This is a genomic window from Alloprevotella tannerae ATCC 51259 (assembly GCF_000159995.1).
GTDB classification, from domain to species: Bacteria; Bacteroidota; Bacteroidia; order Bacteroidales; family Bacteroidaceae; genus Alloprevotella; species Alloprevotella tannerae.
Window position 1 is genome coordinate 689,698 of sequence record NZ_GG700642.1, and the last position, 22,092, is coordinate 711,789.

Annotated in this window: 14 protein-coding genes; 6 read left to right on the plus strand and 8 right to left on the minus strand. The window is 52.0% G+C overall.

The features are described from left to right. Window positions 1-36: 36 nt before the first annotated feature. Window positions 37-978, minus strand: coding sequence for a GSCFA domain-containing protein (locus tag GCWU000325_RS02905; protein ID WP_169303808.1), 942 nt, complete (start codon window positions 976-978; stop codon window positions 37-39). 128 nt (window positions 979-1,106) lie between these two features. Between GCWU000325_RS02905 and yfcE the strand changes: the two genes are divergently transcribed. Continuing rightward, window positions 1,107-1,652 carry a phosphodiesterase gene (gene yfcE / locus GCWU000325_RS02910; RefSeq protein ID WP_040599230.1) on the plus strand — a complete coding sequence of 182 codons (546 nt, stop codon included), beginning with the start codon at window positions 1,107-1,109 and terminating at the stop codon, window positions 1,650-1,652. A 181-nt stretch (window positions 1,653-1,833) separates the two neighbouring features. Here yfcE and glmM read toward each other — a convergent pair whose 3' ends face one another. The 5 genes from glmM to GCWU000325_RS02935 form a co-directional block, all read right to left on the minus strand. Next, window positions 1,834-3,225 carry a phosphoglucosamine mutase gene (gene glmM / locus GCWU000325_RS02915; protein ID WP_006254558.1) on the minus strand — a complete coding sequence of 464 codons (1,392 nt, stop codon included), beginning with the start codon at window positions 3,223-3,225 and terminating at the stop codon, window positions 1,834-1,836. Window positions 3,226-3,543: 318 nt separating this feature from the next. Further along, window positions 3,544-3,714, minus strand: a complete 171-nt coding sequence (locus GCWU000325_RS12145; RefSeq protein ID WP_169303809.1) for a hypothetical protein — start codon at window positions 3,712-3,714, stop codon at window positions 3,544-3,546. A 181-nt stretch (window positions 3,715-3,895) separates the two neighbouring features. After that, on the minus strand, window positions 3,896-4,294 hold the full coding sequence (gene gloA2 / locus GCWU000325_RS02925; RefSeq protein ID WP_040598815.1) for an SMU1112c/YaeR family gloxylase I-like metalloprotein: 399 nt from the start codon (window positions 4,292-4,294) through the stop codon (window positions 3,896-3,898). A gap of 104 nt (window positions 4,295-4,398) precedes the next feature. Beyond that, window positions 4,399-7,284 (minus strand): putative LPS assembly protein LptD, encoded by a 2,886-nt coding sequence (locus GCWU000325_RS02930; protein ID WP_154646559.1) that lies wholly within the window; start codon window positions 7,282-7,284, stop codon window positions 4,399-4,401. A 300-nt stretch (window positions 7,285-7,584) separates the two neighbouring features. Further along, the gene (locus GCWU000325_RS02935; RefSeq protein ID WP_040598816.1) at window positions 7,585-8,424 is read right to left on the minus strand and encodes a hypothetical protein; all 840 of its coding nucleotides are present in this window, start codon (window positions 8,422-8,424) and stop codon (window positions 7,585-7,587) included. Window positions 8,425-9,605: 1,181 nt separating this feature from the next. On the opposite strand from GCWU000325_RS02935, the gene GCWU000325_RS02945 reads away from it, so the two are divergent. Further along, entirely contained in the window at window positions 9,606-11,618 is a 2,013-nt protein-coding gene (locus tag GCWU000325_RS02945) for a TonB-dependent receptor plug domain-containing protein (protein WP_006254568.1), read from the plus strand. A 9-nt stretch (window positions 11,619-11,627) separates the two neighbouring features. Next, the gene (locus tag GCWU000325_RS12240) at window positions 11,628-13,712 is read left to right on the plus strand and encodes a YncE family protein (protein WP_006254569.1); all 2,085 of its coding nucleotides are present in this window, start codon (window positions 11,628-11,630) and stop codon (window positions 13,710-13,712) included. 634 nt (window positions 13,713-14,346) lie between these two features. Here the strand turns inward: GCWU000325_RS12240 and GCWU000325_RS02960 are convergent. After that, a complete protein-coding gene (locus GCWU000325_RS02960) occupies window positions 14,347-14,568 on the minus strand; it encodes a hypothetical protein (RefSeq protein WP_154646560.1) in 222 nt (73 codons plus the stop codon). 194 nt (window positions 14,569-14,762) lie between these two features. Here GCWU000325_RS02960 and GCWU000325_RS02965 point away from each other — a divergent pair, with 194 nt between their 5' ends. The 3 genes from GCWU000325_RS02965 (at window position 14,763) to mfd (ending at window position 20,521) form a co-directional block, all read left to right on the plus strand. Then, on the plus strand, window positions 14,763-16,115 hold the full coding sequence (locus GCWU000325_RS02965; RefSeq protein ID WP_040599236.1) for a glucose-6-phosphate isomerase: 1,353 nt from the start codon (window positions 14,763-14,765) through the stop codon (window positions 16,113-16,115). A gap of 81 nt (window positions 16,116-16,196) precedes the next feature. Continuing rightward, window positions 16,197-16,952, plus strand: coding sequence for an HAD family hydrolase (locus GCWU000325_RS02970; protein ID WP_006254575.1), 756 nt, complete (start codon window positions 16,197-16,199; stop codon window positions 16,950-16,952). 137 nt (window positions 16,953-17,089) lie between these two features. Beyond that, window positions 17,090-20,521, plus strand: coding sequence for a transcription-repair coupling factor (gene mfd, locus GCWU000325_RS02975; protein WP_006254577.1), 3,432 nt, complete (start codon window positions 17,090-17,092; stop codon window positions 20,519-20,521). Window positions 20,522-20,626: 105 nt separating this feature from the next. Here the strand turns inward: mfd and GCWU000325_RS02980 are convergent, their stop codons facing one another. Then, window positions 20,627-21,943, minus strand: coding sequence for a Fic family protein (locus tag GCWU000325_RS02980; protein ID WP_006254578.1), 1,317 nt, complete (start codon window positions 21,941-21,943; stop codon window positions 20,627-20,629). Window positions 21,944-22,092: the final 149 nt, after the last annotated feature.

Consider the following 22,092-nt stretch of genomic DNA (forward strand, 5'->3'; position numbering starts at 1 on the left):
GGTATTATCTTGTTCAGTAAAGTCTTCTTCAAATCGTTATTTCGTTTGCGGCCGATGCAAAGCTGCTTTATACGCTTTGAGGTTTTGGCGCATCCGGTCAAAGTCGGCGGGTGCAAAGCTCCAATCCTTCAATCTTTCCCAGATATAATCGGCCGTTTGCTCCGAAGGGTGCTGCATATCCGGCGCGTAGAAGCGATAATCTCGCAATTCATCGTTCACAATCTCGTAAGCGGGAAAATAAAAGCACGGCGCGGCGGTCGGCGCGGCGTCATTCGCGGGCGAGCAGAGGCGATCTATGGCTAAGAGAAGCGTGGCTTTGCTCAATTTATCGGTGTGCAGGCCGTATTTGATATAGCGATACGGACTCAGGGTAAAGACAAAGCGGCGGGGCGTCGCACTCGGCAAAGCGCGGAAGAAAGTTTGCCACGCCTTGACCACATCTTCGACGGAGAGCAAACGCTCTTCAAAAGCCGAACTCAATTCTTTATGGCAGTTGGCCACGCTGCGCCCATCGGCCTTCAAATGATAGACGTGGTTCGTGCCGAAGGTAATAAATACGGTATCGGCTTGTTGCCAAAAAGCTACGGCTTGCTGCAGCGCTTTTCTTGTTTTCGCTTCGCATTCGGCTTGTGTATCGGCCGCCCATTTACCGCCGAAAGCCCAACTGCGCCAACGTCCGTCACGCCCCTTAAAGAGATGGCCTTCCGGAAGTCGGTTGGTTTGCAGCGCGCGCAAGGCTTGCAGTATGGAAGTCGGATTATAGAGCGTCCCGAAGGGGTTAATCAGCACACAACCCTCATCCATTTCAGCCGCCAAGCGCCTACCGATTTCATCGGAGAAGCAAGAACCCAGCAGCAGGACGCGATTGCGAGGCGTCAGCGCTAATTTTTGGAGTGGTAAGTCTACCGGCGTGCGAAATTCCATAACTATCTGCAAAAATACAACAACGGGCGTGAAGCTCGCCTCCGATAGCTTCATTTTTATAGCAAACTTACGGTTTATGCGCTTCTTTTTTCTTTTGCGCGGCATTGATCGAAAAAGTATTCCACGCTTTTTCCGCTTGGCTGAAGCCGCTTAATCCGCCTTCTATCTCTATCTTTGCAATTATGAAATACTTGATTGTTTCCGATATTCACGGTTCGCTGCCGGCTTTGGAAGCCGTATTGCAGCAGTTTGACGCGGGCCGCTACGATATGCTCTGCTTGATGGGCGACATACTCAATTACGGGCCGCGCAACGGCTTGCCGGAGGGGCTTAACCCGCAAGCCATCGTCGAGCGACTCAATCCTTTGGCCGACCGCATCGTGGCTTTGCGCGGCAATTGCGATAGTGAGGTTGATCAGATGCTTTTAGATTTTCCGCTGATGTCCGATTACGTGCTACTTGTCGACGAAGGGAAGCGACTATTTCTTACGCACGGACATATATATAATGAGGGGAAACTACCGCGATGTGGTTTTGAGGCCTTTTTCTATGGGCATACGCACCTGCAGGTTTTGAAGAAAGATGCGGAGGGCCGACTGATTTGCAACGCCGGCAGTCCGACGTTTCCGAAGGGCGGAAATCCGAAGACCTACGCCTCGTATGAGCACGGACAAGTGACGATCCATTTGCTCGACGGTACGCCTTTACAAACGCTCAGCATCGACTAAGCGCGCCGATCGTTCAGATCCGCCTTGCGAAGGCGGGCACACATTATATAATAACAAAGCCGAAGAAAGCCGGGTGCAGCGTTTGCACTACTTTCTTCGGCCTATTTTTTAGCCATTCCTATTCCGCAGCCGGCGGCACTTTATCAGTGAAGCGCGCGGCGCAGCATAGCGGACGGCAAATTTACTTCGCCATCGCCAAAACTACTTCTACGATCTTCTTGCCCAACGCTTCGGCTGCTTCGGGCGTAGCTGCTTCCGAGAAAACACGGATAATCGGCTCCGTATTGCTCTTGCGCAGGTGCACCCATTCCGTTGGGAAATCGATTTTGACGCCGTCAGTGTCGGTGATCTCTTGATCTTTATACATCTCTTTCACCTTTTCAAGAATAGCGTCTACGTCTGTGGTGGGTTGGAGGTCTATGCGACTCTTCGAAATAAAATATTCGGGAAATTGCTTCCTGATTTCAGAAACCTTCTTGCCGGTTTTAGCCATATAAGTCAACATCAAACCGATGCCCACTAAAGCATCGCGTCCATAATGTGCTTCCGGATAAATCACACCTCCATTGCCTTCGCCGCCAACGACGGCATTGATCTCCTTCATCTTCATAACGACGTTGACTTCGCCCACGGGAGCGGTGCCGTATGTGCCACCATATTGGCGCGTAACGTCACGCAGGGCACGCGTAGATGAAAGATTGGAGACCGTATTGCCCGGCGTGTGCTGCAAAACCCAGTCGGCGCAGGTCACAAGTGTGTATTCTTCACCATACATCTCGCCATCTTCTTGGATGAAGACCAAGCGGTCGACGTCAGGATCGCAGACGAGGCCAATGTCATAGCCGCCTTTGGCCATCAAGCCGCAGATTTCGCCGAGGTGTTGCTTCAAAGGCTCGGGGTTGTGCGCAAAATCGCCCGTCGGCTCCCCGTTTAAGATCGTCACATCCTTCACGCCGAGTTGCTCCAGCAGTTGCGGCAGGATAATACCTCCCACAGAGTTGACCGTATCCAAGCAAACGCGGAAATTGGCCTTGCGAATAGCGTCGACATCCACCAACTTCAAGCGCTTGATCAGGTCGATATGATATTGGTTGTAGTCGTTTTTCTCATAATAATGGCCTACGTGGTCCACGTCAGCATAGACAAATTTGTCCGTTTGATCCACTAAAGCAATCAGTTCGTGGGCAATTTCGGGCGCAATGTATTCGCCGTTTTCATCCATAAACTTCAGCGCGTTCCAGTGGCGCGGATTATGACTCGCCGTAATAATAATGCCGCCCGCAGCGTGCTCTGCCGTGATGGCCAGTTCGGTCGTAGGTGTTGTGGCGAGGCCGATATTAACGACGTCGAAGCCCATACCGAGCAGCGCGCCGCAAACGCAGTGGCTGACCATTTCTCCGGAGATGCGCGCATCGCGCCCTACGACGATTTTATTTTCATATTGTCCCACCAAGGGGCGACGAAGCATTGCGAAAGCCGTCACGGATTTTACGATGTCAAGCGGATTGAGCGTATCGCCCGTTTCTCCGCCGATCGTTCCGCGAAAACCGGCGATGGATTTAATAAGTGTCATACTTATAATGTTATTTTGGATTCGTTCCGGCAAGGGATGCGCGTACGAGGGTACGCTTTTCTTGCGTCGGGAGGCAAGCTGTGCCGCGCCATACGCAAGCTTTGGCCGCAAAACTCTTGCTGTGAGCGGCCAAGTACACGACAAATATACACGTTCTTTGGCAATTATGGAAAGAAGCACGCAGTTTTTTCCGTATAAAAGTAGCGAGCGAGATGCTTTTCCCGCAAAAGCGGAGACCTGCTCCGCTCTACTTTTCGTCTGCGGCACATTGCATCTTATACTTTGACAAGGATTTAGCGCACGAGGGCTGTTTTCGGTCTACTTTGCCTGCATCAGCGGTTGGTTTGGTGGCAGCAAACGATAGTTTGTTCCCAGCAAACCATAGTTTGGCGGCAGCAAACGATAGTTTGGTGGCAGCAAACGATTGTTTGGTGGCAGCAAACAATGAGGAGTTGCGCCGGCAGCCTTTGTTTCTCTATTGTTTGCCACGCATCCCTAAGGGTTTGCCGTCAATAGTCAGTATGTGCTACCGCCCGCTCCTCTACTCGTTTGTTGAGAAAGCACTTGCAGGCGGTTGAGCCTTGAGGGTATCTATTAAAAATGCGAGCGCCGCCTTAATTGAACAGGCGGCGGCGTATTTCATACAGATAAGGAGATTACGATTGGAGTTTTACGTTTGCTCAGCGGCGTAAAACTCAATGGGAAGATGGTCGGGGTCTTCAAAAAAGACGAAAGCGCGGCCCGTAAACTCATCGATGCGCACCGGCTCATGGGACACATTGAAAGCGTCGAGCCTACGAATGGCCGCATCAAGGTCTGTCACTTCAAAAGCCAAATGGCGAAGGCCGGCGGCTTCGGGATAAGAGGGGCGAGGAGGTGGAGAGGGAAAGGAGAAAAGTTCGATGACGTATTCTCCGTTTAAGGCCAAGTCGGTCTTATACGAATGGCGCGCAGCGCGATAATGCTCGGCCAGCACTTCTAAACCTAAGACCTGCGTATAGAAACGGAGCGAGCGGGCATAATCGCTGCAAATAATGGCAACGTGGTGCACCTTAGAGATCAGTGGCATAGGGATGTGTATTGGTAGTTGGCGTTGCGAGGCGCACGGTATAGGCCTTTACGACGCTGCATAAGATCGGAAAATACGTCAACTGAAGAAAGCGGGCGAGGGGCTTAATACCATTCGACGTTGGTCGAATAAGAACTGCGCTTATCCCACTTCAAGGCGTCGGCCAGCTCGTTGGCCTTGGCGCGGATGGTGAAGTTGAACGAAGAATAAGGGCGCAAGACGACGCTACAACTCATCTCGAAGCAGTGCAGATCGCGCGAGATGGAAGCCGTTGTCATAGATAGTTGGTGGAAATTGAAGTCGTAGCCGGTCGAGAATGAGATATTCCAGCCGTCGGCTATGCGCAAGAAGCCCGAAGCATTGAGCGTCTGCGTAAAACCATAGGGATAGCGCATCCGGCGCGTGTTGATCGGGCGCTTGCGGTTTTCGTACATCGTTACGCCGTAAGAGATCGTTAGCGACCAAGGCATCGAAAAGGCCATATAACCGTCGCGATCGACCTTTGCATTCTGCTTTACTTTTTGCCCCTTCTTATCTAAGTCGCGCAGTGTCGGATCGATGTTGGCGTCACTCGGTTTCTCGCTTTTCTCTTCCTCGCGCTTATCGTTGCCTGATGCGAAATCGTTGCTCCCACCTTTGCGGAAAAGGGATTTAAGCTTTTTCCAAGTGTTGTTGTCGAAAGTGTAAGAGAGGTTCTGACTCATACCTTGGAAGCGCCCGAAGCGACCGTAGCTCCATTCTGTTCGATTGCCCGTAACGACTTGCCCTTGGGAGTTGAACACATATGCATACGTGGCAAAAACGGCTGCGAGCGAAAGCGTATAACTCTTGGTCAACTTTAAGCGGATACGAGTTGAGAGGTCGCTCCACGGGCGCTCTTTCGCCGCCAGATTGTAAGAGAGCGAGGCGCCCAGTTCGTCAATAAGACTAATCTTCTTCACGCCGGTCGAATCCTTGTCGCTTCTGACTTTCATCTCTAAGTTGTTCGACATATTAAACGTCACTGTCCCCTGCTTTGTCGATGAGGGATAGCCGAAGATGCCGGCCGCGTAGGGCGAATACGAGACGCGTTCGACGTTGCCTGAAGCATCGATGCGGTCATACGCCTTCACGTAGCCGTAATGCGGGGCGGTGAAATCGGGCGCATAACTGAAAGAGACTGAGGGCTTGAACACGTGGCGGAACATCATCACTTTCTTACCGAAAAGGAAAGGCAGCGGCTTGTAGAAGCCGTAGAGCGTCGTGTTGGCCGAAACGCCGACGTTCCAATCGTAGAGGTTGTAGAAGCCACGCGTGGTATCGCTCAACTCTACTTGCCGCACGGCGTCCCAAGATTTGGTAATGCGGTTCGTGTACATCAAATCTCGAAACGTAAAGTTGGGCGAAATGTTGATGTATTTAAAGAGTTGGAAGGTCGCCTCAATGGGTATATTGTGCTGCATACCGTTGCGCCAATCTTTAATCAAGCTCGATTTGAGCAGGCGGTTCTCTTTGGTCGTAATACTATTGGAGAACTGGCCCGTATACGACATAGAGATTTTCTCGTACCAACGCTCCTGCCCCACTTGCCGCTTGCGGCGGAAAGGATAAAAGCGATTGAGCGAAAAAGTCAAGTCGGGCAGCGTCATCGCAATGGTCGAATCGCGCATATTCTGCGATAAGTTGGTCGACCCGGAGAGCGTAAGTCCGATATTCGAGAAGGTTTTGGAGAAAGAAATAGAACTGGCGCGCGTGCTTTGCGTATAAGCATTCGGATTATACATACTCTCTAAGTTGGAGCGCTCGTAATTTTCTGATGCAAAATTGACGCGGGCCGAGAAGTTAAAGCCGTTAGTTCCTTCAACGGCGGTTTTTTGGTGCGACCATTGGAACTTCAAACTCTTTGTCACGGAATAGTCGGGCAGGTTCTTGTCACCCTCGACGGTGCGTAAGAAACTGGCGTAGATGTTGCCATTATATTTATAGCGCTTCTTGTAGTTGGTCTCTGCGCTTAAGCCCCAAGAGCCTTTCGTGTAAATCTCCCCCAAGACTTTCAGGTCCATATAGTCGGACAAAGCAAAGTAATAGCCGCCATCGCGCAGATAAAAGCCGCGCCGCGTCTCATCTCCATACTTCGGCATCACAAGTCCGCTGGAATATTTCTTGTTGAAAGGGAAGAATCCATAGGGCACGCCCAGCGGCAAGGGGACATCTGCGACCACTAAATAAGCCGGTCCGAAGACGGTTTCCTTGTTGGGTATGACCTTGGCGCGGGAGAGTTTGAGGTAGAAGTGAGGGTGCGGCGCGTTGCAGGTGGTATATTTGGCGTGTTCCAAATAAAGCGTTCCGTCGGATGTACGCTTCGAACTCTCGCTCTGGATATAGCCGTTGCCTTGCGTGGTATTTACGTTGGTTATAAAGCCTTTCTGCGTCTTGAAGTTGTAGGCCATCCGCTCACTCGTATAGGTATCGCTGCCTTGCCGGTAGACAGGCTTCTCAACGAGCACACTGTCGGAATCGCGGACGCCTTCTGCGAAGACCAAACTCGAATCCATATTCATCGCAATGCGGCCGGCGTCGAGCGTCATGTTCTGATATTTCACTTGACCTTTTCCATAAAGGAGCACTTGCTTGTTGGCCGCGTAATAGACTAAGGAGTCGGCGGCCTTAAAATCGACCGGTGCTTCGAAAGGCGCACCTCGCTTGGTACTATCCTTATGCAGACTATCGACGTTGAGCGTATCGATGGAGACGATGCCCGCACTTTTCGCTGGCGCCCCAACAGCAGACTTCGCTGAATCCTTAGCTACGATGGCAGAATCTTTGGGCGTCGTAGTCGAATCTTTCACGGTTTTCACCGCAGGCTTAGCCGCTTTCGCCGCCTTTTTCCCGGTGCGAATCGTATCCTGCAAAGGCTTAGCCGCTTGCGGCACATCGCGAAAAGGCCCTCCGTTGGAAGCCAAGCAGAGCGCCACAAAAGTAATCAGGAAAGCGAGTATTTTCGATCTCAAATTCGTACGAATGTAGGCCGCAAAAATACAAAGAAATTGCGTAAAACGGAACAAAGAGGCAGATTCGTATCAACGGGCCACAAGAAAGAAAACAACTTTTTCTGCTTTTACCATTTATAAATATTCCCTCCCGCCTTTGTTGGCAAGAGGGAATAAAAGGCTAAGCATCACGCGCTGCGTCCGATATTTCCAAGTACGGCTTGATTACAGTTGCCCAGTGAGCGGGCGCAGCAGTCTATTTCAGTAGTACTACTTAAAAGGCACTCAAACTATATAATTATACGGCTCTTAGGCCGGATATTACGGCTTCACTACCTTCTTACCGTCAACAATATAGATACCGGCAGGCAGATCATTTAGTTCGCCGGAAAGGCGAAAGCCTTGCAGCGTATAGATGCCGCGCTTAGCCGTAGCAGCGTCTGTATTCGGAGCATTGACGCCCGTATTGTCACGAGTTATTTCCACCCAGTCGGTCACGGCGTTGCCATCTTCGCCTACGAGGACATAGTTGTCGTAGCCATTATTTTGAAACTTTTTCCAAGAAACTCCCGCAGGTGACGTGATTTTGCAGCCGACAAACTCAGGTTCTTTATCCCACATCCAAGTAAGACTACCTGCATACTCATCACTTTGGCTTCCGCCACCGCCCTTGGTGCGCACGTTGCAGTTGACAAACTTCCAAAAGCCGGAACCTATCCCATAGACACCTCCGTTAGCCTCCAAAGTACAGCCGTCCACGACAATGGTACCCCAATTAAAAATAGCTCGGCGGTAACCTGTTTGAGGAGCCGTCGTCGAACCGTTCACAGTAAGTTTGCCGCTACCTGTAAACGTAATGCTACGCTCGGTATTATTAAACAGTCCCCAATAGTTCTCAGAAGTAATGGTGTTATTACCTATAAGACGAATGGTAAGGCCTTTGATCGAATTTTCAAGACCCGGGAATTTTATGACGGAAGTGCTAATGGTGGCATTGTCAAGCGTGAGTGTTTTGCTCTCAGGATCAAATTTCGCTGTCCCGCTCACGCCATCAATGGAGGAAAGGTCGTCGCAATTGAGAGAGCTTACCCGCATACCGGCAAGCTTAAGTTCATAATTGACCGGTTCTTGTGCCTGCACCTGCTGAGGCAGTACAAGCATTGCAAAGAACAGTGCAACCGTCGACAAAAAAAACTTCTTTAGTAAAGGTTTGTACATAGTAGTAGTCGTGCCCCTCTATTAAAACTCTTTCGGAGCCATGCCGTATCAGAGGCTCGGGCATTAGGATTTATGTTTTTAATAGTATCTTGGCTACAAGATAGAAAGTTTGACGCACACGTCAGACATCGGAAAAGCAAGATCGACACAAGGAACATGCAGGACGAAAAGGGAATTTATTTTAGAAAACAATGCGCCAAAACAAATCGTCCGTACAGCTGCTGCCCTCTACAAACAGCAGCGCGCGCCGATAGATATTTCAGGACTTGCATCATCAACTTGCTCACCTTTTTTCCCTGCACACTCATTCCGTCTCTAAATCTTCTATGGTCTCATCGGCTTCGGTGCGCCACTCATTTTCGACAGTCCGTTCCGGCGCTTAGGCAGGTTCTGAGAGAATTGAGAGACGTTCGCGCGCTCAAGTTCTCTCTGAGTAGCACTTGCCTACTGTGTTTTATTTGCTTAAATTATGTGCAAAGGTAATGTTATTACAGTGCAATCCCAAATATCCCCGCGATTTTCATCACTCCTCAAGCATCAAGGCGTTGAAATGCGAGGACTTGAAAATGCAACTTGCCTGCCTTCGCTTTCAGCCGTAGCGGCATCTTGTCCGTCAGCGCTTGAAAACGCCTCATCGCATCGTATTTCAGCTTCACACCCTACCGACTATCATAAAATCTACTATGGTTATTTTTACCCCTTTGCGCACTTTTACAACGCACTCTGCTAATTTCATTTTTCGGTGATGCGCACATTGCTTATTCTTCCTTCGCACTTTCCATCAACGAGATATGCACACAATAGAAGTCTCAACGTGTAGAGAATACCGTCTCAACGTGTAGAGACATCAGTATCAACGTGTAGAGACGATTGCCTCAACGTGTAGAGACACACCGACACTGCCTATGTAGCACAATAGTTCCTATATGATTCCACTCCTTCTGCTCCTATTTTTCGCGACAACAGTGCCTAAGGCTGCACCGGACAGGCATCATCAAACTTTTCTGCCCTTTATTTCTTCGCCGCCCATAGTCTGCACCTCAAGTAGATAATCCATCGCTCATCTAAAGCATTTTGACTTGAAAAGGCTAACTTTGCACCACTCGCTGCAAACTCAAAGAACGATGTCGCACCTTCTATCCTTTCTTTTCAGCATTCTCTTTAGCCTGTGGCTCTTTGACGCTTATGCGCAAGTGCCGCAAGTTCACGACAGTGCCGCCGCCTTGCGCGAAGTTGTCGTGCGCGCCCCGCTTCCCCGGCGCGAAGTCGTGGCGCCGCAGCGCTTAGAGGGGGTTCGCTTGCACGCACTCAAGGGTGCGTCCGTGGCGGATGCACTGCGCTATTTCTCAGGTTTGCAAATCAAAGATTATGGCGGCATTGGCGGACTCAAAACTATCGACGTCCGCAGTATGGGCAGCAGTCATCTCGGCGTGTTTTACGATGGCCTGCCCTTGGGCAATGCGCAAAACGGACAAACGGATCTTGGCCAATTCTCTTTGGACAACGTCGAGGTCGTCTCATTATATAATGGACAGCGCACGGGCGTCCTCCAATCTGCGGCTGAGTTTGGACACGCAGCAGCCGTCTACCTGCAAACTCGCCGCCCGCAGTTTGCCGAAGGCCGCCGCAGCAACCAGCGATGGGGCGTGCAATACGGAGCGAGCCGTGCGCTACAACTTAGTGGCCTCTACGCGCTCCGTTTAGCGCCCTCCCTGAGTGCTACGATCAATGTCGGCCTACTCAATGCCGACGGAAAATATCGCTTTTGTTATCGACGCCTCACGCCGCGCGGCGTTGTCGCTTACGACACGACGGCCACGCGCCACAATGGCGACGTATTGGCTTTGCGCGGCGAACTAAATATGTACGGGCGGTTGCTGGGCGGCGATTGGCGCGCAAAGGCCTATATTTATCATTCGAAGCGCGGCATCCCCGGCGCAATTGTTAGCAACGTGTGGCGGCGCGGAGAGCGGCAGGGCGATGATATCCATTTCGTGCAAGCCGCGTGGCAGCGCACGTTCGCAAAGCGTTACAGCACGCGCTTGCAAGCAAAATATGCCGACTACGCAACGCGCTATCACAACAGAGATACGCTTGCCGCCCCCGCAGACCATCATTACCGACAGCGGGAAACGTACCTTTCGTGGGCGAATGCTTATGAAGTGCTTCCGGGTTGGACGCTCTCCGGCAGTTATGATTTCCGCTACAACACCTTGCGCGACGACCATCCCCTCTTCGCCTTCCCTCGCCGCACGACGCACCTCGCGGCCCTCTCTTCTTCCCTCCACTTGGGTCGGTGGCAGGTTCAGGGCAGTTTGATGCAAACCATCTTGCACGACCGCACACGCACCGCCGCCCAATCGGCTACCGTACGCAACGCCTCGCCGGCTCTCTTCTTCAATTACCTACTCAAGCCCGACGGCACGCTCTCGCTCCACGGCTTTGTGAAGCGCCACTTTCGCGCGCCAACCTTCAACGAGCGTTATTATACGGACTTGGGCAATGCACTCCTACGCCCCGAAAAGGCATTTCAAATAGCACTCGGGGCGCAGTGGCAGCACGCGTTTTGTCACCGCCTCTGGCAGCGTCTGCAATTGTCGACTGAGGTCTATTATAATAAGGTACACGATAAGATTATCGCCTACCCCAAAGGGCAACAATTTCGCTGGACGATGCTAAACCTCGGGCGCGTCGCCGTTCGCGGCCTCGATGTCAATGCGGCGCTTGAGGCGCGTCCGAAGCGCGCTCTGCAAGTGGCTTTACAGGTGCGTTATAGTTATCAATGGGCGCACGACCTTACGGATCCTGCCGACGCTTATTATAATCAGCAAATCCCCTACGCGCCGCACCATAGCGGGGCGGCCGTGGTGAGCGCCTCGTTCAAGCGTTGGGCCTGCTATTACAGCTTTATTTACGTCGGCCGTCGTTACGCACAGCCGGAAAACGTGCGCCGCAACCGCTTGCAACCGTGGTACACGCACGATCTCTACCTCCTGCGCCACTTCCGTCTTTCGCGCCGCCTCGAAGGCAAACTGACGCTCGCCATCAACAATATTTTTAACCAGCAATACGAGGTGATTGCCAACTATCCTATGCCGGGTCGCACACTGAACGCGGCACTGGACATCAATTTCTAAGTTGCCGTTATGCCCCACCCCTCCACCCTCGTCCGCCTCTGCCTGACACTGCTCCCGCTCTTGCTTTTGCAAGCCTGCCGCGGAGATGAGATCTTGCCCGACGAGCCGGGCGCCACGCCGGGCGCAAGCAGTGGCGAGACGTACGCGGCGGGAATGTATGTGCTCAATGAAGGCAATTATGGGATGAATAGGAGTTCGCTCGACTACTTGGATTTATCCGCGCCCGACGGCAAAGCCTATTATTATCGCGGCGTCTATGCGGCGCGCAATCCGCACGAGGTCAAAGAACTCGGCGATGTGGGCAACGATGTGCAGGTCGTAGAAAACCAACTCTGGTTAGTGATCAACGCTTCGCACAAAATCGTCGTCTGTCAGGCGGATAAGGGGAATAAGCTGGCGCAAATAGAAGTACCCAACTGCCGCAATGTGGTCTTCTCCGGCGGCTTTGCTTATGTCTCCTCCTTTGTCGGCCCACTCGACCCCGCAACGCGCACGCCCTTAGGGCGCGTGTATAAGATCGACCGGCGCACTTTCCGCAAAGTAGATTCCGTTGTCGTAGGCTCGCAACCGGAAGAAATGGCCATCGCAAGCGGACAATTATTGGTGGCCAACAGCGGTGGCTATCGCGCGCCTTTGTATGACAACACCTTAAGCGTCATTGATTTGGCGACATTCCGCGTTACGAGCCGCCTCACCGTAGGTTTGAACCCGCACCGCTGCCGCACGGACCGCTATGGTCAAGTCTGGGTCACGACGCGCGGCAATTACGCTGACGTGCCGCCGCGCCTGTATTGCCTGCGTCCGGATGCCGCCGACGCGTATCGGGTGGCGGAGGTCTTCGACGAAGCCGTGTCCGATTTGGACCTTGTTGGCGACTCGCTCTACTTTATCGGCGTTCGCTGGGACGCTGCCGGGCAGGTCAACCACGTGGATTACGGGCTATTTGATGTGCGCACGCATCGGCGACTTCCGACGACGCTTTTCGATGCGCCGGACTTGCGTAGCGTGAAGATGCCTTATGGCATCAAGGTCAATCCGCGCGCCAAGGACTTCTATATTATGGATGCGAAAAACTTTGTTGCGAGTGGCGAACTCCTGCATTTCCACGCTGATGGGCGCTTCGATTGGCGCGTACAAGCGGGCGACATTCCCGCGCACGCCGCTTTTGTGCCGCGCAGGGCGGAGATCGGGCCGCCGCCGTCTCAACAGACGGATAGTCGCTACCTGCAAGCGGTCGACGAATACGTGCCTGCCCCCGGCCAGTTTGTGAATCTGCTCCCGGCCTACGCCTCGGGCGACGATGCGCGCAGTATGGCGGCGAAGTGTACTGCGGCTTTGGCCAACAATGCGCGGGGACTCGTCAGTTTGGGCGGATATGGCGGCTACCTCACCTTTCATTTCGATCACCGCGTCGCGAATATTCACGGGGAGAACGACCTTTACATCGCCGGCAACTCCTTTGCCTCCGCTGACCCCCAATGGGCCGCGCTCGGCGGCGCAAGTGAGCCGGGCATTGTGATGGTTTCGCGCGACGATAATCGCAACGGCCTACCCGACGATCAATGGTACGAACTGCGAGGCAGCGCCGATGAAGACAGCGTGGGCCGCGTGGATTACGCTTATGCCCTGCATTACACGCGGACGACCGAAGGCGCCATCACGTGGTCTGACAATCGCGACAACCAAGGCGTAGTGACGAACAATGCCTACCATACGCAGCATTATTTCCCCCGCTGGCTCACCGCGCCGCTCCATTTTTCGGGCACACTGCTTCCGCCCAATCGTTTCTTAGTGGGCACCGGCGGCGGGCAATGGTTGGGTTTCTTCCTGCGATGGGGCTATGTTGACAACAAACCTAACAATGACCGCGCGGCCAACTCCTTTAATATCGACGACGCGGTCGATGCGCAGCGCCGGCCCGTCCGTTTAGACGGCATCGACTTCGTGCGCGTCTATACGGCCACTCGACAAATCAACGCTCCCCTCGGCGAGAGTTCGACGGAGGTCTCCGGCGCGGAAGATTTACATCCGGAAGCCTCGTTCCGGCGCTTTCCCCGCGCGTCCAAAGTTCGGCCAATGCGCGCGTACCACTGACCTTGGAAAGCGGCCGATGCTGCAGCTATGGCACCACCCCCGCCGTTTGCCGACAAGCACTAAGATTTGTACGCAACCACTCACCCCACAGCGCCCGCTCGCGCTGCTATTTTACCGCCCATTTTATATTTCTGCTACCCACATTTGAGTAGCGCACCGCGCGCCGCACTTTTTGAGCAATTGGACTTGGAAGAAAAACGACGAAACAGGGCCGGCGGCGTTTTTCATCACGAGCGTAAACCTTTTTTGTCGTGAGCGCACAGTCTTTTCATCGTGAGCGCAAACCTTTTTTCTCGTGATAAAAAAGGTCGCAAGCGGGAGAGCGGCCTTTACGAGTGGGGCGGCGTGGGATAGAAAACCAATCGTTGCAGACTGAAAAAGCGCGCCTCCTACGTCGCGAAGACATAGGAGGCACAATGCGCAAACCTTAGAGCGGTGAAAAATGAAGACTAAGTCCTGTGAGTTGTTGAGATGCACACGCGTTTTCCACTTCGCGTTAACGGCCGGTGGGCCGTCGCGGCATCTGACAGCGCTCTTTTGCTCGCGCCACACATCATATTGAAACAAATACAACTGCGATTTGCCGGCAAAGTCTACGCTTCAGCGCATTGTGCCGGCCGGAAGCATCGTCAACTCATTCGTCGTCAGCCGGAGGCGAGGACGGGATGAATGCTTCCACAGCATTCGCATCAGCACACGGCGCCGACTGCTCACAAACTTCAGTGGTCGACGACTCTTCAGTAGGTGGTGTCGACACAAAACGCAAGGTCGCCGACAGAAAGGCTGTAAAAAGCATAGCCAATCCTATCAGGGCCAGCGATGATTTGAAATGCAAAATATATTTTCTTGGTAACATATAATTTCTAATCTTGAGTTTTACTTTCGCAAAGTTAGGCTTATTTCTCGCCATTCGGAAATTTGTCGCATCGCCAAAAGTGGGTATTTTTCAATTTTATGCCTTGCGCGACCGGTGTCAAAGTATGGGCGCGCTGCTTTGCATTTTCGCTACAAATTGCGTAACTTTGCACTGATTCTAAACAAAAGATGAAGATGGAAATGATAAAACTTGATATTCGAAAAGCGGCTTGCTTTTTAGCAGAAGGAGCTGTGGAAGGGATGGAAAAACAGACGAAGGCGGCGCACAAAGCGCTGGAAGATGGAACAAGTAAGGGCAGCGACTTCTTAGGCTGGCTTCACTTGCCATCAAGTTTGACACCGGAATTTTTACAAGACATCAAAACGACGGCCGATACGTTGCGCCGCGAATGTGACACAATCGTCGTAGCCGGCATCGGCGGCTCTTATCTCGGTGCGCGCGCCGTGATCGAGGCTTTGGGCAACTCCTTTGCGTGGCTGACGAATAAAGGCGAAAATCCGAACATCCTCTTTGCGGGAAACAACATTGGTGAGGATTATCTCGCCGAACTTTTAGCTTACTTGAAAGGTCGCCGCTTTGGCGTAATCAATATTTCGAAGTCGGGAACGACGACGGAAACGGCACTGGCCTTTCGCCTCTTGCGCAGTTTGTGCGAGGAAGAACGCGGCAAGGAGACGGCGCGCCGCGTGATCGTAGCCATCACAGATGCGAAAAAAGGCGCTGCACGCACGACGGCCGACAAAGAAGGGTATAAGAGTTACGTTATCCCCGACAATGTGGGCGGCCGCTTCAGCGTATTGACGCCGGTGGGTCTCCTGCCCATTGCTTGCGCGGGCTTTGACATAGATTTGCTCGTGAAAGGTGCGGCCGATATGGAAAAACATGCGGCCGAAGCGCCTTATGCTGAGAACATCGCGGAGCAATATGCAGCCGTGCGCAATTTGCTCTACGCCGGTGGGAAAAAGATTGAGGTGCTGGCCAATTTCCAACCGAAACTGCACTTCATGAATGAGTGGTGGAAGCAACTCTACGGGGAGAGTGAGGGTAAGGAACTGAAAGGTATCTTCCCGGCTGCCGTAGATTTTACGACCGATTTGCACTCTATGGGTCAATGGTTGCAAGAGGGTGAGCGCACAATCTTTGAAACGGTGATCTCTGTGGAACAGAGTGAGCACGAACTCCGCTTCCCGCACGACGAAGAGAACCTCGATGGTCTCAATTTCCTGGCGGGTAAGCGCATAGATGAGGTGAACAGGATGGCTGAATTGGGCACGCAGATTGCTCACGTAGATGGCGGCGTACCGAATATTCGCATCGTTCTCCCGCGTTTGGACGCTTATTATTTGGGACAACTCATTTACTTCTTTGAATTGGGTTGCGGTATCAGTGGAAACGTACTCGGCGTGAACCCATTCAATCAACCGGGCGTGGAAGCTTATAAGAAGAATATGTTTGCTTTGCTATCTAAACCCGGTTATGAGGCGGAAAGCGAAGCAATCCGCGAACGACTGAAAAAAGAAGCTTAACAGCATCGCTGATGATCGACTTCCGGCATCGCCGGAGGCCGATGTCGCGGCGAAACGCAAGGCGATGCTGCTCAAGTAAACATGATGAACGATTATATACAAGCTATACAAAACTATCTGAAAGATCACGGCTTCGAGCAATTGGCTCCGGAGGCCGTGCTTTTTGATATGGATGGCGTACTCTTTGATTCGATGCGCCTCCACAATGAATCTTGGCAGGCAACGGCGGCAGCTTACAACTTGGAAATGCTGCCTGATGAGCCGTATACGCTGGAGGGTTGCACCTCGACGCTGATGATTAACACGCTGATGGAGCGCACGCATCAACGACAAGCGACGCCGGAGGAATTGGAAACGATTTATACGGAAAAACGCCGACGCTTCAATGCGCTACCACGGCCGCAAAGGATGCCCGGCGCGGCGGAAATGCTGGAAAAAGTGGGCCGCGATGGACTGCAGCGGGTGGTCGTAACGGGGAGTGGGCAACGCTCGCTGCTCGAACGCTTACAAACGGCTTTCCCAAACGTGTTTCGCGCCGATTTAATCGTATCCAGCAAGGATTATACGCAAGGGAAACCGGCGCCGGACCCTTACTTGTGCGGCCTCAAGCGTACTTCGCTTCGCCCGAATCAGGCCTTGGTGGTGGAAAACGCGCCCTTGGGCGTCGAAGCGGCTGTCAAAGCGGGCATTTTTACCATTGCTGTCAACACGGGACCGCTACCGGATGAGGCTTTGCGGGAGAGAGGGGCTGACTTACTCTTTCCTTCTATGCAGGCTTTGGCAACGCATTGGGAGGAAATCCGCGCGGCCATTGCGGCTTGTGCGCCCACAAAATAGAAAATACGCGCTGGGGCGATGCTTAAAGGCAAACGCTTCACCAAAAGCGCGACACACATTATATATATAACGCTGTCCGACGCGCCACGCCAAAATAGGCTGCGCGCCGGTGGGTGTTCGTTTAATTTTATCCTGACGTGAAGCTTTCAGATCTGCTTTCGCTCTACGCTGTACGCCCGCAATTGGCGGCAATGGAAGACATTGCCCGACGCAAAAACGCCCCTGCTACTTTCTGCGAGGGACTTCATGCGTCGGCAGCGGCAATGGTTTTTGCGGCACTTCAAGTGCGCTTGCGAGCAAACTTGAAAAATAATTGCCCAACCCTGCTCTTCGTGGCCGACGATGAGGAGACGGCGGGCTATTTCTACCACGACTTAATTCAACTCTTGGGCGAAGCCGACGTTTTCTTTTACCCGTCAATGTTTAAGCGGGCGGTAAAATATGGCCAACGCGATGCGGCCAATGATATTCTGCGCACGGAGGTGCTGGACCGCTTAGCTTCGCAAAATCCGGCGGGCACTTGTATCGTCACTTTTCCGGCTGCGTTGGCTACACGTGTGGCAGCGAAAGCGGATATGGCGGCGAAGACAATCGTCATCGAGGAGGAGGGCCACTACGACCTAACTGCATTAGAAGAGCGCTTGCTGGAATTTGGCTTCAAACGCAAGGATTATGTCTACGAACCGGGAGATTTTGCCGTCCGCGGTAGTATTCTCGACGTCTATTCTTTTGCTTCCGAATTTCCTTTCCGCATCGACTTCTTCGGAGACGACGTTGATTCGATTCGTTCCTTTGAGGTGCAGACGCAATTATCAAAGGAACGGCTGCAGGCAGTGACGATCGTGCCTGATGTTGACGCTACCGGCGGCGACAACGTAGCTTTCACGGATTATTTACCGGAAAGCAGTCTCGTGATTACGCGTGAACCGGAATATATTCGCGATGTCATCAACAATATCTACGATGAAGGTTTCACACGTGAGGCGGCGATGAGCGGAGAATGGGCGGCTTACGAAGGAGAACGCGATACAGACTTGCCCCAAGCGGATCTACCGACGCCGCAAGCGGAACCGGACAAGGCCAAACTGCTGGTTAAGGGCGACGAAATCTATGATCGGTTGCGCGCATTCCCAAACTTCTTGCTGGCGCAAGGAACTACGCCCGCTGCAGCCAAGATTCAATTTCACACAACTCCACAACCGATCTTCCACAAAAACTTCGACTTGGTCCAACGCGCGTTCTCGGATTATTTGGATCAAAACTACACCATTTATATCACGGCCGACAGTCGCAAACAACAGCAACGCTTGGCCGACATCCTTGCCGAAAAAGGCGGCAACTCCACTTTCACGCCCGTTGATCAAACTTTGCACGCCGGTTTTTCCGACGAAAACTTGCGCATCTGTTGCTTTACGGATCACCAAATCTTTGATCGTTATCACAAATACAGCTTGCGTAGCGACCACGCCAGAGATGCGAAAATGGCGCTCACACTTAACGAACTCTTGCAGTTTCATCCGGGCGATTATATCGTACACTTGGATCACGGTGTTGGGCGTTTTGCGGGTTTAGTTCGCGTTCCGGCCGCCGACGGATCGCAGCAAGAGATGATAAAACTCACGTATCAGCACGACGACATTGTACTTGTTTCGATCCACGCCTTGCATAAGTTGAGCAAATACAAGGGGCGCGAAGGCACGCCGCCACATTTGAGTCGCTTGGGTACGGGAGCGTGGGAGAAGATGAAGGATCGGACGAAGAAAAAGATTAAAGACATCGCGCGCAACCTTATCAAACTTTACTCACAACGCAAGGAAGAGAAAGGATATGCCTTCAGCGCCGACTCATTTCTGCAACAGGAACTCGAAGCGAGCTTTACTTACGAAGATACGCCCGATCAGTTGAAGGTAACGCAAGAAGTAAAGGCCGACATGGAAAGCTTGCGGCCGATGGATCGCTTAGTTTGTGGCGACGTAGGCTTTGGTAAGACGGAGATTGCCGTGCGCGCCGCCTTGAAAGCCGCAGTCGACAATAAGCAAGTCGCCGTTCTCGTCCCGACAACCGTACTTGCTTTGCAGCATTATCGCACCTTCGCCGAGCGCCTTAAAGGTTTCCCCGTGCGAGTGGCCTATCTCTCGCGCGCCAAGTCGGCTAAAGAAACCAAAAGTATCTTACACGATTTAGCAGAAGGGCATATCAACATCATAGTAGGCACCCACAAGTTAATAGGTAAGACCGTGCGCTTCCAAGATCTCGGTTTGCTGATCATAGATGAAGAGCAGAAGTTCGGCGTAGCCGTGAAGGAGCGCCTAAGGGAGCTAAAAGTAAATGTCGACACACTGACGATGTCGGCCACGCCCATTCCCCGCACGCTGCAATTCTCACTGATGGGCGCCCGCGACCTGTCGGTGATTCAGACGCCCCCACCTAATCGTCGCCCCATCCAAACGGAAATCCACACATTCAATCATGAGATCATTGCCGAAGCGGTTAATTTTGAAATGAGTCGCAACGGGCAAGTCTTTATTGTGACCAATCGCGTCGCATCCTTGGGCAGCTTGAAGGCTTTGGTGGAAAAATATGTGCCGGATGCCCGCGTTGTGGTCGGCCACGGGCAAATGGCGCCCGCCGAATTAGAGAAAATCATTCTCGACTTCGTCAATTACGATTACGACGTACTGATTTCGACAACCATTGTCGAAAACGGTATCGACATCCCCAACGCCAACACGATTTTAATCGACGCTGCGCACACCTTCGGCCTATCCGATCTCCACCAGATGCGCGGCCGCGTCGGGCGGTCTTCGCAAAAAGCGTTCTGCTACCTGCTTGCGCCGCCCTTGAGCATACTTAAAGACGACGCGCGTCGACGTTTGCAAGCCATCGAAGAGTTTAGCGATCTCGGATCCGGCATTCACATCGCCATGCAAGACTTAGATATTCGAGGAGCCGGTAATCTGCTCGGCGCAGAGCAAAGCGGCTTCATCGCAGATCTTGGTTATGAAACCTATCAGAAGATATTAGCGGAGGCCGTGAGCGAACTTAAAAGCGAGGAGTTTGCAGATTTGTATGCCGATAGTTTGAAAAAAACGAACCTGACTGGCGATTTCTTTGTCGACGAGTGTAATGTGGAATGCGACCTCCACGCCTTTTTCCCGGAAACCTACGTGCCGGGCGCAACGGAGCGCATGATGCTATACCGCGAGTTGGACGGACTGACCGCTGATGACCAATTGGCGGCCTTTCGGAAGCGTATGGAAGACCGTTTCGGCAAACTTCCGCCTGAGGGAGATGAACTTTTAGCCATCGTACCTTTGCGTCGCAGCGGCCGGAAGTTGGGTGCGGAAAAGATCACGCTGAAACAGCGACGCATGACGCTGTATTTCATCTCCAAAACCGACAGTCCTTTTTATAAGAGTGCAACGTTCGACCGACTCATCGCTTTCGCCACGACCAATTTCCGCCGCTGCGAACTCAAAGAATCGGGCGGCAAGCGGCGTATGATTATAAAAGACATCGGCAGCGTAGGACAAGCGCTAAATCTGCTCCAATCCTTAACGGGCAATTAGCGACTATTCGAATCTTCCGACCAATATACAGAAGCGAGCAATGGTACTATCACGCACCTTTACTCGCTTTCTAATTCTTTCCAATGTTGTAAAGATTGGAAAGAATCATCCTTGCAAGGTCCGCAACGCATCTTCAAAATGTTCGCTCCGTCTATAGCCTTTCTTCACCTTATTAAAAGCGAACTCGCACAGCAGTTGGCGCTCGACCAAACCTATAATATCGTTCTTCGCCGTTGTGGGACTGACGAGAAACTTACTTTGGACATACTTGACCGTAATGATCTCTTTCGGGTTATCGATAAATAATTGGATAAGCTGTGCTTGGCGCTCGTTTATCCCGGCCGACTGCAAGAAAGCATTGGCTGCTCGCTTCTCTTTCTGTTTCTTGAGTAAGTAGCTTTGCAATTGCTTAAACGATAAGTCCAATACGCGCAGATTATAAGCTACAAAATAGCCTATATCATTGTCGTCTGCTTCTGTGTAGAGAAAAGATTTCTCATAAGTCTTCTTAGATTTGGCGATCACCCGCGAGATAGAAAGAAACTCTGTCAGCCAATAGCCCTGCTTCAACAAGAACCAATAGAACAAAGCACGCGCCGTCCGTCCATTACCATCGACAAAGGGGTGCATATAGGCCAACATAAAATGGATAATAATCCCACGAATGATCGGATGAATAAAGACTTTCGGCTTTTCATCGTTGAAAAATTGGCACAGATCTTCGACAAACGAAGGGATTTCGGTGTGAGATGGCGGGCGATGCACTATGTCGTGCGTAATGCCGTCTACAACTACGACCTCATCGTTCGTACGAAAGCGCCCCGCTGCTTGCGGATCGTCCAGCGTATGTTCGGTCATCAATTGATGAATGTGCAGTAAGCGCTCAGGCGTAAGCGGCATTTTTTGATTTTCTACGACATACTGAATCGTCCGGTAGTTGTTGACGATCATTTGTTGCGATTTATCTTTCGGACTTATCGCTTTTCGAAGCATATCTTTGGCTACACGGCGCGTAGTGACCGCTCCCTCCATCTGACTGGAAAAGATTGCTTCCTCCATCAACGAACTTACGAGATAGCGCTCTTTATCTTCAGCCGGCAAAAGCTCATCTGCGCCCCAAGAACCGCCAAAATTCATATCAAACGAGTGGCACATGCGCTGCATAGCATTCGTGATATGGAGGCGAATGTCATATTTTGGCCAAACGTTAATCCCATTGCCGATGCGCGAGGCTTTAAGAGCAGTCCACAACTGTTTGGGGGTATAGCCCTCAGGGAGCTGTTTGTATTTCACAACATCCCAATAGGCATACGTTTCGTTAAGTTCTTCTATCAGCACAGCCAAAGTCTGGTCCGATTGGTTCAAAACGGCCTTCAGCAGATCCTCTTGTTTAATCTTCGGGGGAGATTCTATGGCACTCATAACAGAACTTTTATTTACTGCTGCAAAGTTACTAATTCTTTCCAATGTTTGCAAGATTGGAAAGAATTGGAAAGTTTTAGCCCTTCATTTAGACTTACGATCACGCCTTCCTTATTTCAAAAACGGCCGACAAGCGAAAAGAACTTCAA

What these genes read in the sequence shown, in the direction of transcription:
- GCWU000325_RS02905 (WP_169303808.1), bottom strand. Translation starts at nt 978, where the DNA reads ATGAAGCTATCGGAGGCGAGCTTCACGCCCGTTGTTGTATTTTTGCAG.
- yfcE (WP_040599230.1), top strand. Translation starts at nt 1,107, where the DNA reads ATGAAATACTTGATTGTTTCCGATATTCACGGTTCGCTGCCGGCTTTG.
- glmM (WP_006254558.1), bottom strand. Translation starts at nt 3,225, where the DNA reads ATGACACTTATTAAATCCATCGCCGGTTTTCGCGGAACGATCGGCGGA.
- gloA2 (WP_040598815.1), bottom strand. Translation starts at nt 4,294, where the DNA reads ATGCCACTGATCTCTAAGGTGCACCACGTTGCCATTATTTGCAGCGAT.
- GCWU000325_RS02935 (WP_040598816.1), bottom strand. Translation starts at nt 8,424, where the DNA reads ATGCTTGTACTGCCTCAGCAGGTGCAGGCACAAGAACCGGTCAATTAT.
- GCWU000325_RS02945 (WP_006254568.1), top strand. Translation starts at nt 9,606, where the DNA reads ATGTCGCACCTTCTATCCTTTCTTTTCAGCATTCTCTTTAGCCTGTGG.
- GCWU000325_RS12240 (WP_006254569.1), top strand. Translation starts at nt 11,628, where the DNA reads ATGCCCCACCCCTCCACCCTCGTCCGCCTCTGCCTGACACTGCTCCCG.
- GCWU000325_RS02960 (WP_154646560.1), bottom strand. Translation starts at nt 14,568, where the DNA reads ATGTTACCAAGAAAATATATTTTGCATTTCAAATCATCGCTGGCCCTG.
- GCWU000325_RS02965 (WP_040599236.1), top strand. Translation starts at nt 14,763, where the DNA reads ATGGAAATGATAAAACTTGATATTCGAAAAGCGGCTTGCTTTTTAGCA.
- GCWU000325_RS02970 (WP_006254575.1), top strand. Translation starts at nt 16,197, where the DNA reads ATGATGAACGATTATATACAAGCTATACAAAACTATCTGAAAGATCAC.
- GCWU000325_RS02980 (WP_006254578.1), bottom strand. Translation starts at nt 21,943, where the DNA reads ATGAGTGCCATAGAATCTCCCCCGAAGATTAAACAAGAGGATCTGCTG.